Source organism: Pseudomonas ulcerans (assembly GCF_036324125.1).
GTDB classification, from domain to species: Bacteria; Pseudomonadota; Gammaproteobacteria; order Pseudomonadales; family Pseudomonadaceae; genus Aquipseudomonas; species Aquipseudomonas ulcerans.
The window spans coordinates 258,942-274,084 of the sequence record NZ_JAZDQN010000003.1; the positions used below are offsets into that span (position 1 = coordinate 258,942).

The following is a 15,143-nucleotide window of genomic DNA, read 5'->3' on the forward strand; positions in this document are numbered from 1 at the left end:
GCTTAACCTCGCGCCTCGACACTGGCCGCCAGGATCGCCAGCACCAGTTGCTGGAAATCGAGGCCGGCCGCACGTGCCGCCATGGGCACCAGGCTATGGTCGGTCATGCCGGGTGCGGTGTTGACTTCGAGCAGCCAGAAGCGGCCCTGCTCGTCCTGCATCACGTCCACACGACCCCAGCCGGCGATGCCGATGGCGTCGCAGGCGCGGGCGGTGAGGTCGATCAGTTCCTGTTCCTTGGCAGCGTCGAGGCCACACGGGATACGGTACTGGGTATCGGACGCCAGGTACTTGGCGTCGTAGTCGTAGAAGGAGTGCGGGGTACCCAGGGCGATCGGCGGCAGGACCTGGTCGCGCAGCACCGCGACGGTGAACTCCGGCCCCTTGATCCACTGCTCGACCAGGACTTGCGAGTCATAACGGGCGGCGTCTTTCCAGGCCGCGATCAATTCCTCGACACTGGTCACTTTCGCCATACCGATACTGGAACCCTCATGGGCCGGTTTGACGATCAAAGGGAAGCCCAGTTCCGCGCCGGCGGAAATACAGTCGGCCTCGCTGGCCAGCACGGCGTGCAGCGGCGTGGAAATACCCAGGCTGTGCCACACCTGCTTGGTGCGCAGCTTGTCCATGGCCAGTGCGGAAGCGAGGATGCCGCTGCCGGTGTAGGGGATGCCCAGGCACTCCAGCAGGCCCTGCATGCTGCCGTCTTCGCCGCCACGGCCATGGAGGATGATGAAGGCACGGTCGATCTTCTCGCGCTGCAGGCGATCGAGCAGGTCGTCACCGACATCAATGGCCACCACGTCGACACCAGCGCTGGTCAGCGCCTCGATCACGGCGGCACCGGACTTGAGCGACACTTCGCGCTCGGCGCTCTTGCCGCCGTAAAGCACGGCGACACGGCCGAAGTCCTTCGGTGCGATGGTGGAATGCAGCTTGGCGTAGGCTTCGGCAGTCATTTCGATTTCCCCTGACTGGCAACCGCACCAGCGAACAACGGACTCTTCAACAGTTGTGGCGCGAGACCACCGATATCACCGGCGCCCTGGCACAGCAGGATGTCGCCGGCGCGCAGCAGCGGCTTGACCAGCGGCGCCAGTTCGATACCGCGTTCGATGTAGATCGGGTCGAGCTGGCCGCGCTGGCGGATGCTGTGGCACAGCTGGCGGCTGTCGGCGCCCGGGATCGGCTCTTCGCCGGCCGGGTAGACCTCCATCAGCAGCAGGACGTTGGCATCGGCCAGGACCTGGACGAAATCGTCGTACAGGTCGCGGGTGCGGCTGTAGCGGTGCGGCTGGTAGACCATCACCAGGCGGCGCTCCGGCCAGCCGCCGCGCACGGCCTTGATCACCGCGGCGACTTCGGTCGGGTGGTGGCCGTAGTCGTCCACCAGCATCACGTTGCCGCCTTCCACCGGCAGTTCGCCGTAGACCTGGAAGCGCCGGCCAACGCCCTGGAAGCCGGACAGCCCCTGGACGATGGCTTCATCGCTGATGCCTTCGTCGGTGGCGATGGCGATGGTCGCCAGGGCGTTCAGCACGTTGTGGTTGCCCGGCATGTTCACCGACACGTCCAGCGGCGCGCGGTCGCGGCGCAGCACGGTGAAGTGGGTCTGCATGCCCGACTGGCGCACGTTGATCGCGCGCACGTCGGCTTCCTCGGCGAAGCCGTAGGTGGTCACCGGGCGCTTGACCTGCGGCAGGATCTCGCGAACGACAGGGTCGTCCAGGCAGACCACGGCCAGGCCGTAGAACGGCAGGTTGTGGAGGAACTCGACGAAGGTCTTCTTCAGCTTGTTGAAGTCGCCTTCGTAGGTCGCCATGTGGTCGGCGTCGATGTTGGTGACCACGGCCACCAGCGGCTGCAGGTGCAGGAAGCTGGCGTCGCTTTCATCGGCTTCGGCGATCAGGTAGCGGCTGGTGCCGAGCTGGGCATTGGTGCCCGCGGCGTTCAGGCGGCCGCCGATGACGAAGGTCGGGTCCAGGCCGCCGGCGGCAAAGACCGAGGCCAGCAGGCTGGTGGTGGTGGTCTTGCCGTGGGTACCGGCAACGGCAATGCCGTGGCGGTAGCGCATCAGCTCGGCGAGCATCTCGGCCCGCGGCACCACCGGGATACGGCGTTCCAGGGCAGTGGCGACTTCCGGGTTGGCCGTGTTGATGGCGCTGGAAACCACCAGCACGTCGGCGCTGGCGGCGTTCTCGGCGCGGTGGCCGATGAAGATCTGCGCACCGAAGGACTCCAGGCGCTCAGTCACCGCCGAGGCCTTGAGATCGGAACCGGAGACCTGATAGCCCAGGTTCAGCAGCACTTCGGCGATACCGCACATGCCCACACCGCCGATACCAACGAAGTGAATGCGACGGATACGGCGCATTTCAGGCTGGGGCATGGCTTTCTGGTTCTCAACCATGGGCCACCTCCAGGCAGATATCGACCACGGTGCGGGTAGCGGCGGGTTTGGCCAGGCGACGCGCGGTGGTCGCCATGGTGTCGAGTTTTTCCGGTTGCATCAGCACCTCGTTCAGGCGTTCAGCGAGCTGCGCTGCGCCAGTTGTCGCTTGTGGCATCAGGAAGGCGGCGCCTTCACGTGCCAGATAATGGGCATTGTGGGTCTGGTGGTCGTCGATCGCGTGGGGCAGCGGCACCAGCAGCGATGGCAGGCCAGCGGCAGCCAGCTCGCTGACGGTCAGCGCGCCGGCGCGGCACACCACCAGGTCGGCCCAGCCATAGGCCTGGGCCATGTCCTTGATGAACGGCTCTACCTGAGCCTCGATCCCCGCCTCGCGATAGCGCTCGGCAGTGATCTGGTCGTGGTTCCTGCCGGCCTGGTGGAACACTTCGGGCCGGATGTTTTCCGGCACCAGGGCCAGGGCCTGCGGCAGCAGCTTGTTCAGCGGCTCGGCGCCGAGGCTGCCACCCAGCACAAGCAGCCGCGCACGCCGACCGGCGAGGGCTTCGCGGACCGGCTCCAGGAACAGCTCGGCACGCACCGGGTTACCGGTGGTGCGACGCTTGGCACTGGCATCGAAGGTGTCCGGGAAGGCTTCACAGACCCGTCCGGCCAGCGGCACCAACATGCGGTTGGCGGTACCGGCACGGGCATTCTGCTCGTGGATCACCACCGGCACGCCGGCCAGCTTCGCCGCCACCCCACCAGGGCCGGTCACATAACCGCCGAAGCCGATCACGCAGACCGGCTTCAACTGACGAATGATCCGGCGCGCCTGCAGCACCGCCTTGACCAGGGTGAACGGCGCCTTGAGCAACGACAGCTTGCCCTTGCCACGCAGGCCGGTGACGTTGATCAGGTGCAGTTGCAGGCCGGCCTGCGGCACCAGTTCGTTCTCGATCCCACGCGGGGTACCCAGCCAGTGCACGGTGAAGCCGCGCGCCTGGAATTCCCGCGCGCAGGCCAGCGCCGGGAACACATGGCCGCCGGTACCGCCGGCCATGATCAATACGTTCTTGCCGTCAGCGGCCATGATGATTCGGCTCCTCGGCAAAATCGTTTTCGTCGAATTCGTGTTCTTCGCTGCCCAGATGCGTACGGCTCTCCCATTCGATACGCAACAGCAACCCGACGCAGGCACAGCAGATCACCAGGGAGCTGCCGCCGTAGCTGAGGAAGGGCAAGGTCAGGCCCTTGGTCGGCAGCAGGCCGACGTTCACCCCGATGTTGATGAGGAACTGGCCGATCCACAGGAACGCCAGGCCGAACGCCACGTAGGCGGCGAAGAACTGCTTGGCCTTCTCCGCCCACAGGCCGATGTACAGGGCACGCACGGTGACGAAGACGAACAGCGCCACGGTCAGCAGCGAGCCGACCACGCCGAGTTCCTCGGCGAGAACGGAGAACACGAAGTCAGTGTGCGCTTCCGGCAGGTAGAACTGCTTCTGTACGCTGTTGCCCAGGCCAACGCCGAACCACTCGCCGCGACCGAAGGCGATCAGCGCCTGGGTCAGCTGGTAGCCGGAGCCGAACTGATCGGACCAGGGATCGGTGAAGGTAATCAGGCGCGCCATCCGGTACGGCTGGGCCTGCACCAGGACGAACACCGCGCCCACCGCCAGCACCACCATCAGGCCGAAGCGGAACAACCCCACCCCGCCGAGGAACAGCATCGCGGCGGCAGAGCCCATCATGACCACGGTGGCACCGAAGTCCGGCTCCATCAGCAGCAAGCCGGCCATCGGCAGCAACACGATGAACGGCTTGAAGAAGCCCATCCAGCTCTCGCGCACTTCCTGCTGGCGGCGCACCAGATAGCCGGCGAGGTAGACCACGACGAAGACCTTGGCGATTTCCGAAGGCTGCACGTTGAAGAAGCTGAAGCCGATCCAGCGCATCGAACCGTTCACTTCACGGCCGATCCCGGGAATCAATACCGCTACCAACAGGCCGAAAGCGCCGATCAGCATGAGGAAGCCCATGCGCTGCCAGGTGGCGATCGGCACCATCATGGTGACGATGCAGGCGCCGACGCCGATGGCCACGTAGATCAGGTGGCGAATCATGTGGTACAGCGGGTTGCCCGACTGCGCCGCGGCCACTTCCGAGGACGCGGAGGTGATCATCACCAGGCCCAGGCCGAGCAGGGCCAGGCAGCCGACCAGGAAGGGGAAGTCCAGGTCGATGCCGCGGCCGCTGATGAGCGGCGATGGATAGGGCTTGATGGCGCCGAAGATCATGCCAGCGCTCCCACGGCCTGGGCGAACAGGCGCCCACGCTCTTCGAAGTTCTTGAACATGTCGAGGCTCGCGCAGGCTGGCGACAGCAGCACGGCGTCGCCCGGCAGGGCCAGTTCGGCACATTTGGCCACGGCTTCTTCCAGGGTCTGCACCCGCACCAGTGGAGCGCCGTCACCCAGCGCCTCGGCGAGCCGTTCGGCGTCGCGGCCCAGAAGGACCACGGCGCGGCAATGTGCAGCGACCGGCGCGCGCAGGCCGGAGAAGTCGGCACCCTTGCCGTCGCCACCGGCGATCAGCACCAGCTTGCCGTCGATATCCGCACCCAGGCCTTCGATGGCCGCCAGGGCGGCACCGACATTGGTGGCCTTGGAATCGTCGTAGTAGTTGACGCCGTTCAGCTCACGCACCCATTGGCAACGATGGGCCAGGCCGGCAAAGCTGCGCAGGCTCTCCAGCATCGCTTCGAACGGCAGGCCCACGGCATGACCGAGGGCCAGCGCGGCCAGGGCGTTGGACTGGTTGTGCGCGCCACGAATCTTCAGTTCGCGGACCGGCATGAGGGTCTGGAATTCAAAGGCCAGGTACTTCTCGCCCTCTTCTTCGCGCAGGCCGAAAGCCTTGAAGTCCGGCTTGTTCAGGCCGAAGGTCCAGCACGGCTGGCCCTCCACCGGCAGCGGACGGCTCAGGGCATCCTGGCGGTTGACCACCACCTGGCGCGCGCCACGGAAGATCCGGTGCTTGGCCAGGTGATAGGCCGGCAGGCCGCTGTAGCGGTCCATATGGTCTTCGCTGACGTTGAGCACGGTGGCCACTTCAGCGTTGAGCTGGTCGGTGGTCTCCAGCTGGAAGCTCGACAGTTCCAGCACATACAGTTCGACGTCATCGGCGAGCAGGTCCAGCGCCGGAGTGCCGAGGTTGCCGCCCACCGCCACACGCTTGCCCGCCGCTGCGGCCATCTCGCCCACCAGGGTGGTCACGGTGCTCTTGGCATTGGAGCCGCTGATGGCGACGATCGGCGCCTTGACATTACGCGCGAACAGCTCGATATCGCCGGACAGTTTCACCCCGCGTGCCGCCGCCTGCTGCAGCGCCGGTGTGGCCAGGGCCAGGCCCGGGCTGACGTACAGCTCGTCGGCGCGGCAGAGGAACTCGACGTCCAGCTCGCCGCAACGCACTTCCACCTGCGGATAGTCGCGACGCAGGGTCGCCAGCTCCGGCGGGTTCTCGCGCGTGTCGGCGACCGCAAACGCAACGCCCCGGTTCGCCAGGAAGCGAACCAGGGACATGCCGCTCTTGCCGAGGCCGACAACGATGCGGAAGTGATCAGATGCGATCAGGGACACGCGTTCTACCTCAGTTTCAGGGTTGCCAGGCCGATCAGCACGAGAATCACGGTGATGATCCAGAAACGGACGATCACCCGCGGCTCGGGCCAGCCCTTGAGTTCAAAGTGGTGGTGGATCGGCGCCATGCGGAACACGCGCTTGCCGGTCAGCTTGAACGACGCGACCTGGATGACCACCGACAGGGTCTCCATGACGAACACGCCACCCATGATGAACAGGACGATTTCCTGGCGCACGATCACGGCGATGGTGCCCAGCGCGGCACCCAGTGCAAGGGCACCGACGTCGCCCATGAAGACCTGGGCCGGATAGGTGTTGAACCACAGGAAGCCAAGGCCGGCGCCGATCAGCGCGCCGCAGAACACGATCAGCTCGCCCGCGCCCGGTACGTACGGGATCAGCAGGTATTCGGCGAATTTCACGTTGCCCGACAGGTAGCAGAAGATGCCCAGGGCACCACCCACCAGCACGGTCGGCAGGATCGCCAGGCCGTCGAGGCCGTCGGTCAGGTTGACCGCGTTGCTCGAACCGACGATGACGAAGTAGGTCAGAACCACGAAGCCCACGCCCAGGGGAATGGTGACGTCCTTGAGCATCGGCACGATCAGGGTGGTTTCCACGCTGGTCGGTGCGGTCATGTAGAGGAAGATAGCCGCGCCGAGGCCGAACACCGACTGCCAGAAGTATTTCCAGCGGCTCGGCAGGCCACGGGAGTTCTTCTCGATCACCTTGCGGTAGTCGTCGACCCAGCCAATGGCGCCGAACAACAGGGTGACGATCAGCACCACCCAGACGTAGCGGTTGCTCAGGTCGGCCCAGAGCAGCGTGCTCACGCCGATGGCGGAGAGGATCAGCGCACCGCCCATGGTCGGGGTGCCGGACTTGGACAGGTGCGATTGCGGGCCGTCGTTGCGCACGGCCTGGCCGATCTGGCGGATCTGCAGGGTACGGATCATCCACGGGCCCAGCCACAGGGCCAGCGACAACGCGGTCAGCACACCCAGGATCCCGCGCAGGGTCAGGTACTGGAAGACCGCGAAGCCCTTGTAGAACTGTTGCAGGTACTCAGCCAACAGCAGCAGCATTAATGTTTCTCCCCGCTGGAATCGCACAAAGCCGCCACGACGTTTTCCATCGCAGCGCTACGCGAACCCTTGATCAAAATGGTGGTGTTGGTGGCCTGCTCGGCGCGAACAGCGTCGATCAGGTCAGCTTGATTGGTGAAATGGCGGGCATTCTGGCCAAAGGCCCGGACCGCATGGGCCATCATCGGACCTACGGCATACAGGGCGTCGACCTTGCCCTTGGCATAGCTCCCGACCTGGATGTGGCCTTCCTCGGCCCACTGGCCCAGTTCACCGATATCCCCGAGCACCAGGACGGTGCGACCGGAAAAGCCGGCGAGTATATCAACGGCCGCGCACATGGAGGTGGGGTTTGCGTTGTAAGTGTCGTCGATCACCCGGGTACCGCTCGCGGTCATCTGCGCCACGCTGCGACCCTTGACCGGTTGCACCGTATTCAAGCCTTCGGCGATGCCTTGCAGCGTCACGCCGAAGACCTGCGCCGCAGCAGCCGCGGCCAGGGCATTGGCGATGTTATGGGTGCCGAGCAGATTGAGCTGGATCGACACGCTGCCTTGCGGCGCGTGCAGGACGAACGACGGGCAACCGCGCTCGTCATGGGCAATGTCGCTGGCGTGGAAATCGGCGGCCGTATTGCCCAGGGCAAAGGTCAGCACGGCGTGTTTGCCGGCGCGCTGTTTCCATATGCCAAAGGCCTTGTCGTCCAGGTTCAATATCGCGACGCCGTCCTCTCCCAGCCCTTCAAGGATCTCGCCCTTGGCTTCGACAATCTTTTCCGGCCCGCCGAACTCGCCGACATGAGCAGTACCGGCGTTGTTGATCAGGGCTACGTGGGGCTGGGTCAGGCCGACGGTGTAGCGGATCTCGCCCACGTGGTTGGCGCCCAGCTCGATGACCGCGGCCGTGTGCTCCGGCCCCAGTTCGAGCAGGGTCAGCGGTGCGCCGAGATCGTTGTTCAGGTTGCCGCGCGTCATCAGTACCGGACCACGGGTGGCCAGGATGCTGGCGAGCATTTCCTTGACCGTGGTCTTGCCGCTGGAGCCGGTGATGGCGGCGACCGGATGCTTGAACGCTCGACGGTTCAAGGCGCCCAACTGGCCCAGGGCCAAGCGGGTGTCGGCCACCAACAGCTGAGGCAGGCTGGAACCTGGCACTTCACGCTGCACCAGCACTGCGACGGCGCCCTTGGCAGCGACTTCATCGAGGTAGTCGTGACCGTCGAAACGCGGTCCCGCCAGGGCAACGAACAACTGGCCAGGCGCAATCTTGCGGCTGTCGATGCTGACGCCATCGAAACGGGCGTCGGCGCCCACCAGGCGGCCCTGCAACGCCTCGGTCAACTGGCTGAGGGACAGGGATTCAAGCATGAGAAGCCTCCCAGACTGCTAGCGTCTTTTCGGCTTCCACCAAATCGGAAAAATCGTGACGTTCACCGTTGATTTCCTGGTAATCCTCGTGGCCCTTGCCGGCCAGAATGATCACGTCGTCAACGCCGGCACTGGCGATGACAAGGGCGATCGCCTCGCCACGACCGGCAACGAACTCGACCGCATCGGCATGAGCAAAGCCCGGACGGATGTCGGCGAAGATCGCCTGCGGATCCTCGGTGCGCGGATTGTCATCGGTGACGATCACACGATCGGCGAGACGCTCGGCCACTTCCGCCATCAGCGGGCGCTTGCCACGGTCGCGGTCGCCGCCACAGCCGAACAGGCAGGTCAACTGACCACGGGCATGCGGACGCAGGGCTTCGAGCACCTTTTCCAGGGCATCCGGGGTATGGGCGTAATCCACCACCACCAAGGGTTTGCTGCCCCCGCCGAGGCGCTGCATGCGGCCAACCGGCCCTTCCAGCTTGGCGGTGACCTTGAGAATTTCGTCCAGCGGATGATCCATCGCCACCAGGGTGCCTACCGCTGCCAGCATGTTGCTCAGGTTGAAGCGACCGAGCAGGCGACTGCGCAGCATGTGCTCGCCCTGCGGGGTCACCAGCACGGCGCGCACGCCGTCGTCGTCGAAGCTGGCCTCGCGGCAATAAAGGGTCGCCGAAGGATCCTTCAGGCTGTAGCTGATCAGGCGCGACTCGCGCGCTTCGGCAGCCAGCTCGCGACCGAAGTCATCGTCCAGGTTCACCACCCGGCAACGCAGGTTCGGCCAGGCGAACAGCTTGGCCTTGGCCGCTTTATAGGCCTCCATGCTGCCGTGATAGTCGAGGTGATCGCGGGACAGGTTGGTCATCACCACGATATCGAAGGCCAGCGCGGCCACACGACCTTGCTCCAGCGCGTGGGACGACACCTCCATGGCCACGGCGCGGGCACCGGCCTTCTTAAGGTCGTTGAGGGTCGATTGCACGGCAAGCGGATCGGGAGTGGTCAGGCGGCCACTTTGCAGCGCGCCGTAGAAGCCGGTGCCGAGGGTGCCGATCAGGCCGCAATGTTGGCCGAGCAGGTCCAGGGCCTGGGCCACCAGCTGGGTGACGCTGGTCTTGCCATTGGTGCCGGTGACGCCCACCAGGTCCAGCAGCCGACTCGGCTCGCCATAGAAGCGCCCGGCGATATCCGACAATTGTGCGATCAGGCCCTTGACCGGAATCAGCGGCGCATCGGTGATCGGCAGGACGGTAGCGCCCTGCACTTCATAGGCGACCGCCGCCGCACCGCGCTTCAGCGCATCGGCAATGTGGTCGCGACCGTCGACCTTGGCCCCTGGCACGGCCAGGAACAGGTCGCCAGGCCGCACGTTGCGGCTGTCCAGGGTCAGTTCGCGAATCAGCGGATCGCTGCTGGCATTGGCGAACAGTTTGCTCAGTGGCATCGTCATCAGCCGCGCCCTCCTTTGGCGAGCGCAGCATCGGCCTGCTGCTGTGGCGTGGGCAGGTTGTCTGGCGGCACGTTCATCAAGCGCAGGGTGCCGGACATGACCTTGCTGAATACCGGCGCCGAAACCAGGCCACCGAAGTAGCCGCCCTTGCTCGGTTCGTCGATGACCACGACGATCGCGTAGCGCGGATCGCTCATCGGGCCGAAGCCGGCGAACAGCGAACGGTAGGCGTTTTCGGTGTAGCCCTTGGAGCCGATGGTGGCTTTCCGCGCGGTACCCGACTTGCCTGCGACATGATAGGACGGCACCTGGGCGCGGAACACGCCGCGTGGCGCCTCGATCACCTGTTGCAGCATCTGCTGGATGGTTTCCGCGGTTTCCTTCGGTACCACCTGGGTCGACTCGGGCGCCTTGTCCACCTTGAGGATGCTCAGCGGCACCATCTTGCCGTCGTTGGCAAGCGCGGCGTAGGCATGCACCAGTTGCAGGGCGGTAACCGACAGGCCGTAGCCATAAGAAAGGGTCGCGGTCTCGGCCTTGCGCCATTCACGGTGGTTCGGCAAGTTGCCGACGCGCTCACCCGGGAAGCCCAGGCCGGTGTACTGGCCCAGGCCCAGCTGGGACATCACCCGGTAGATCGCTTCGCCGCCGATATCGAAGGCGACCTTCGACATCCCGACGTTACTGGAGTTGATCAGGATGCCGGTCAGGTCGAGGATCGGGCCCTCGGTCTTGGACACGTCACGAATGGTGTAGCGGCCCAGTTGAAGGGTGCCCGGATAAACCTCGACCTTGTCGGTCGGCTTCCAGCGCCCGCTCTGCAACGCGGCACTCATGGACAGCGGCTTGACCGTCGAACCCGGCTCGAACACGTCGATGATCGCGCGGTTGCGCATCGCCGCCGGGAACATGCTGCGACGGTTGTTCGGGTTGTAGGTCGGCTGGTTGACCATGGCCAGTACTTCGCCAGTTTTCACATCCATGATCACCAGGCTGCCGGCTTTCGCCTCCTGCTCGGCAATGGCGTTGCGCAGCTCGCGGGTGGCCAGGTATTGCAGGCGCAGGTCGATCGACAACGCCAAGGTCTTACCGGCCTTGGCGTTCTTGGTAACCTGGACATCCTTGATCAAGCGACCACGCCGGTCCTTGATCACCTGCCGCTTGCCGGGCACGCCGGCGAGCCACTCGTCATAGGCCAGTTCGACCCCCTCGCGACCATGGTCGTCGAGGTCGGTGAAACCGACCATGTGCGCCGCCACATCGCCGGCGGGGTAGAAACGACGAAATTCCTCGATGCCGTAGACACCAGGAACCTTGAGATCCAGCACCACCTGCCCCTGCTCCGGGGTCAGGCCGCGGACAAGGTAGATGAACTCCTTGCTCGCCTGTTGCTCCAGGCGCTCGGCCAGTTGCTTCGGATCCTGCTTGAGCGCTGCGGCCAGTGCCGGCCAGCGATCCTTGGCTGCCTGCATTTCCTTGGGGTTGGCCCACAGCGTGGTGACCGGCGTACTGACGGCCAGCGGCTCGCCATTGCGGTCGGTGATCAGGCCACGGTGCGCGGGAATCGGGATGTGCCGCATGCTGCGGGCGTCGCCCTGACCCTTGAGGAAGTCACGGTCGATCACCTGCAGGTTGATGATCTGCCAGGAAATGGCAGCGACCATCAGGCCCAGCAGGCCGAGCACGACCCGGAAACGCCACGGGTAGAGGGCGCCTTCGAGCTTCATCATGGCGCCACCATCCGTACTTCGTCAGCAGCGGGAATGCGCATCTTCAGCTGTTCAGTGGCAAGGATCTCGATCCGGCTGTGCGCCGTCCAGGTGCTCTGTTCGAGGATCAGCCGGCCCCACTCGGCCTGGGCCTTGTCGCGCTCGTTGAGTTCGCCATACAAGGTGTTGAGCAACTGCCGGTTCCAGTGCGCGCTGTAGGACACCGCCACCGAGGAAACGAGCACGCCGATGAACAGCAAGAGCATCAGGAAGCTCCCGCCTGGCAAAGGCTTGGCATAGAGCCTGCTCACCGCAGCTTCTCCGCCACGCGCATGACGGCGCTACGGGAACGCGGGTTGGCCTTGAGTTCGGCGTCGGACGCGAACTGGGCCTTGCCGATCAGCCTGATCTTCGGCTCGAACGGCTTGTGCTGGACCGGCAGGTTGCGCGGCAGGTTGTCCTGCTCGCCCTTGGCCAGCTTGCGCATGAACAGCTTGACGATGCGGTCTTCGAGCGAGTGGAAGCTGATCACCGCCAGACGGCCACCGATTTCCAGAGCGTCAAGCGCGGCTTCGAGGCCGGTTTCGAGGTCGCCCAGCTCATTGTTGACGTGGATACGCAGGCCCTGGAAGGCACGGGTTGCCGGGTTCTTGCCCTTTTCCCAGGCCGGGTTGGCAACCTTGAGTACTTCCGCCAGGTCGGCAGTACGGGTGAACGGCTGCTCTTCGCGACGCAGGACCACGGCACGGGCCATGCGCTTGGCGAAACGCTCTTCGCCGTATTCCTTGAAGACCCGGGCGATTTCTTCTTCAGGCGCGCTGGCGATGAACTCGGCGGCGCTGACGCCACGGCTCGGGTCCATGCGCATGTCCAGCGGGCCGTCGTTGAGGAAGCTGAAGCCGCGCTCAGGGTCGTCCAGCTGTGGCGACGACACACCGAGGTCGAACAGCACGCCGCTGACCTTGCCGGCCAGGCCGCGCGCAGCGACCTCCTCGCCCAGTTCGGCAAAACTGCGCTGCACAATGACAAAGCGGCCGTCTTCGGCCGCCAGCGCTTGCCCGGTGGCAATCGCTTGAGGATCCTTGTCGAACCCCAGCAGGCGACCCTCCGGGCCGAGACTTTCCAGGATGAGACGACTGTGACCGCCGCGCCCGAAGGTGCCATCCAGATAGCAGCCATCGGCGCGCACTGAAAGAGCCTCCACGGCTTCGTTCAGTAGCACAGTGATGTGGTTAAAGCCGCTATCGATAGTCACAGGATCAGATCACGCAGTTCATCGGGCATCGCGCCCGGTTGTTGAATGGCTGCCAGGTCCGCTGCAGAAACAGCATTCCAGGCATCCTCGTCCCACAGTTGGAATTTGTTCAGTTGCCCCACCAGCATCGCGCGCTTGTCGAGCTTGGCGTACTCGCGCAGACGCGGCGGAACCAGAAAACGCCCGCTGCCGTCCAGCTCCAGATCCACCGCATTGCCGATCAGCAGACGCTGCAGGCGGCGGTTCTCTTCGCGTAACGACGGCAAGGCGCGCAATTTGGCTTCGATCAGCTCCCACTCATCGAGCGGGTACACACACAAGCACGGATCCACAGCGTCGATCGTCACGATCAATTGCCCCGAGCAGCGCGAATCAAGCTCGTCACGGTACCGGCTCGGCATGGCGAGACGTCCCTTGGCGTCGAGGTTGATTGCGTTTGCTCCGCGGAACACGGCTGCGCTTCCCTAAATGTTAGCTTTTTTGTGTCTGAAAACCCACTTCATGCCACTTTCTGCCACTTGCGCACACTATAGGAATCCGCCCACCGCACCGTCAAGGCGCGCATATAAGGAAAACCCTTACAGATCGGCGATTTAGCGTAACAAGGACAGACAATGGGCTACTTTGGCGGGGTTTTCGGAGGGGAAATGCGAATGCACTCAATCGAATAGAGTGTGAAGTTAAAGTGATTTATTAAGAGTAAGACTTTTTTGGTATTACCGAAGCGCTTCTGCTATCGAACCAAGCAGAGAAAGGAAGGAGTGGAGAGTCGATCTGTAAGCCGGGTTCTGTCGAGGACAGTCATTCCTCTACGACGGCCATCACTGGACGTCTTTAGCAACCTACCCGGTTCCAACGCGGGCCGCGCCAATGGAACCCTATTTGGTCTTGCTCCGAGTGGGGTTTACCTAGCCACGAACTGTTGCCAGACGTGCGGTGCGCTCTTACCGCACCTTTTCACCCTTACCGGCACCGAAGTACTTAGGCGGTTATTTTCTGTGGCACTTTCCGTAGGCTCGCGCCTCCCAGGCATTACCTGGCACTCTGCCCTATGGAGCCCGGACTTTCCTCCCCCTACTTTTGCGGAACAAAAGAAGGCAGCGACTGTCCAATCGACTCTCCGCGTGAAAGATTAACGGGAGCAGGCGCCAAGAACAAGTGACAAAACAAATAATATCACTGTGACATCATTTGTTTTTCTGTTTCTCCAGCGCGATTTGATACAGCACATTCTTGCGCACACCGGTAATTTCCGCCGCCAATGCAGCTGCCCGTTTGAGTGGCATCTCCGCCAGCAACAGTTCCAGGATGCGCAACACTTCGGCACTGACCGACTGCTCGTCCTCGGGCGCACTCCACCCCGCCACCAACACCACGCACTCGCCACGCTGCTGATTGCTGTCGTTTTCGACGAATTCACGCAACTGTGCCAGCGGCAACCCCTTGAGGGTCTCGAAGGTCTTGGTCAGCTCACGCCCCAGTACCGCCGGGCGCTCACCACCAAAGATCGCCTCCATGTCCTGCAGGCATTCAAGGATGCGGTGCGGCGCTTCATAGAAGATCAAGGTGCGCGGCTCTTCCTTCAGCAGGTTCAGGCGCGCCTGACGCCCCGCGACCTTGGCCGGGAGAAAACCTTCGAAGATGAATCGGTCGGACGGCAGCCCTGCCGCCGACAGCGCGGCAATCAGCGCGCAGGCGCCAGGCACCGGCACCACGCTGACACCCGCCGCGCGAGCCTGGCGCACCAGGTGGTAGCCAGGATCGGAAATCAGTGGCGTGCCGGCATCGGAGATCAGCGCGACATCGTCGCCGGCCAGCAGACGAGTGAGGAAACGGCCGCCCTCATCGCGCTCGTTGTGCTCGTGACAGGCCGCCAACGGGGTATTGATGCCAAAATGCTGCAACAGCCGAATCGAATGACGGGTGTCCTCGGCGGCAATCAACGCGACGCCCGCCAGCACCTTCAGTGCTCGCGCACTGATGTCGTCCAGGTTGCCGATGGGTGTCGCCACCACATAAAGAGTCCCGGCAGCGGGATTGGAAGCACCTGGAGCATCGGTCACAGCACACACCTGTCATCTGGATGAAAGCCGCCATTGTAGCGTGATCGCCGGAAACAATTCCCTTCCAGAGACATTTCCTGCGACCTGCTGCGAAGGTTTCACGCCAGCAAGATCGCGCCCCGGCCAGCGCTTGGGTACAATCGCAGGTTAAATCGGATCGAGTAACAGGA

At 64.0% G+C, this 15,143-nt stretch carries 13 protein-coding genes and 1 other RNA gene; all 14 read right to left on the reverse strand.

What is annotated here, in order from left to right; all coding sequences use genetic code 11:
* Positions 1-2: 2 nt before the first annotated feature.
* The 14 genes from V0R59_RS04720 to rsmI all read right to left on the reverse strand — a co-directional run bounded on the left by V0R59_RS04720 (position 3) and on the right by rsmI (position 14,973).
* Positions 3-962, reverse strand: coding sequence for a D-alanine--D-alanine ligase (locus V0R59_RS04720; RefSeq protein WP_330076652.1), 960 nt, complete (start codon positions 960-962; stop codon positions 3-5).
* Entirely contained in the window at positions 959-2,413 is a 1,455-nt protein-coding gene (gene murC, locus V0R59_RS04725; protein WP_330076651.1) for a UDP-N-acetylmuramate--L-alanine ligase, read from the reverse strand. Before murC ends, V0R59_RS04720 begins: the two co-directional genes overlap by 4 nt.
* On the reverse strand, positions 2,406-3,485 hold the full coding sequence (gene murG / locus V0R59_RS04730) for an undecaprenyldiphospho-muramoylpentapeptide beta-N-acetylglucosaminyltransferase (protein WP_330076650.1): 1,080 nt from the start codon (positions 3,483-3,485) through the stop codon (positions 2,406-2,408). Before murG ends, murC begins: the two co-directional genes overlap by 8 nt.
* Positions 3,475-4,692: a putative lipid II flippase FtsW gene (gene ftsW / locus V0R59_RS04735; protein ID WP_375547404.1), complete on the reverse strand. Its 1,218-nt coding sequence runs from the start codon at positions 4,690-4,692 to the stop codon at positions 3,475-3,477. The genes murG and ftsW overlap by 11 nt, the downstream gene beginning before the upstream one ends.
* Positions 4,689-6,035, reverse strand: coding sequence for a UDP-N-acetylmuramoyl-L-alanine--D-glutamate ligase (gene murD, locus V0R59_RS04740; protein ID WP_330076649.1), 1,347 nt, complete (start codon positions 6,033-6,035; stop codon positions 4,689-4,691). The genes ftsW and murD overlap by 4 nt, the downstream gene beginning before the upstream one ends.
* 5 nt (positions 6,036-6,040) lie before the next feature.
* Positions 6,041-7,123 (reverse strand): phospho-N-acetylmuramoyl-pentapeptide-transferase, encoded by a 1,083-nt coding sequence (mraY, locus tag V0R59_RS04745; RefSeq protein WP_042122971.1) that lies wholly within the window; start codon positions 7,121-7,123, stop codon positions 6,041-6,043.
* The gene (locus V0R59_RS04750; RefSeq protein ID WP_330076648.1) at positions 7,123-8,490 is read right to left on the reverse strand and encodes a UDP-N-acetylmuramoyl-tripeptide--D-alanyl-D-alanine ligase; all 1,368 of its coding nucleotides are present in this window, start codon (positions 8,488-8,490) and stop codon (positions 7,123-7,125) included. The genes mraY and V0R59_RS04750 overlap by 1 nt, the downstream gene beginning before the upstream one ends.
* The gene (locus tag V0R59_RS04755; RefSeq protein WP_330076647.1) at positions 8,483-9,946 is read right to left on the reverse strand and encodes a UDP-N-acetylmuramoyl-L-alanyl-D-glutamate--2,6-diaminopimelate ligase; all 1,464 of its coding nucleotides are present in this window, start codon (positions 9,944-9,946) and stop codon (positions 8,483-8,485) included. Before V0R59_RS04755 ends, V0R59_RS04750 begins: the two co-directional genes overlap by 8 nt.
* On the reverse strand, positions 9,946-11,673 hold the full coding sequence (locus tag V0R59_RS04760; protein ID WP_330076662.1) for a peptidoglycan D,D-transpeptidase FtsI family protein: 1,728 nt from the start codon (positions 11,671-11,673) through the stop codon (positions 9,946-9,948). Before V0R59_RS04760 ends, V0R59_RS04755 begins: the two co-directional genes overlap by 1 nt.
* Complete coding sequence (gene ftsL / locus V0R59_RS04765; RefSeq protein WP_330076646.1) at positions 11,673-11,966, reverse strand: cell division protein FtsL; 294 nt, start codon at positions 11,964-11,966, stop codon at positions 11,673-11,675. The genes V0R59_RS04760 and ftsL overlap by 1 nt, the downstream gene beginning before the upstream one ends.
* Positions 11,963-12,910 (reverse strand): 16S rRNA (cytosine(1402)-N(4))-methyltransferase RsmH, encoded by a 948-nt coding sequence (rsmH, locus tag V0R59_RS04770; RefSeq protein WP_375547403.1) that lies wholly within the window; start codon positions 12,908-12,910, stop codon positions 11,963-11,965. The genes ftsL and rsmH overlap by 4 nt, the downstream gene beginning before the upstream one ends.
* Positions 12,907-13,362, reverse strand: a complete 456-nt coding sequence (gene mraZ, locus V0R59_RS04775; RefSeq protein ID WP_330076645.1) for a division/cell wall cluster transcriptional repressor MraZ — start codon at positions 13,360-13,362, stop codon at positions 12,907-12,909. Before mraZ ends, rsmH begins: the two co-directional genes overlap by 4 nt.
* Before the next feature lie 309 nt (positions 13,363-13,671).
* Positions 13,672-14,030: RNase P RNA component class A (gene rnpB / locus V0R59_RS04780), an RNA gene on the reverse strand.
* Positions 14,031-14,097: 67 nt separating this feature from the next.
* The gene (rsmI, locus tag V0R59_RS04785) at positions 14,098-14,973 is read right to left on the reverse strand and encodes a 16S rRNA (cytidine(1402)-2'-O)-methyltransferase (protein WP_330076644.1); all 876 of its coding nucleotides are present in this window, start codon (positions 14,971-14,973) and stop codon (positions 14,098-14,100) included.
* Positions 14,974-15,143 lie beyond the last annotated feature (170 nt).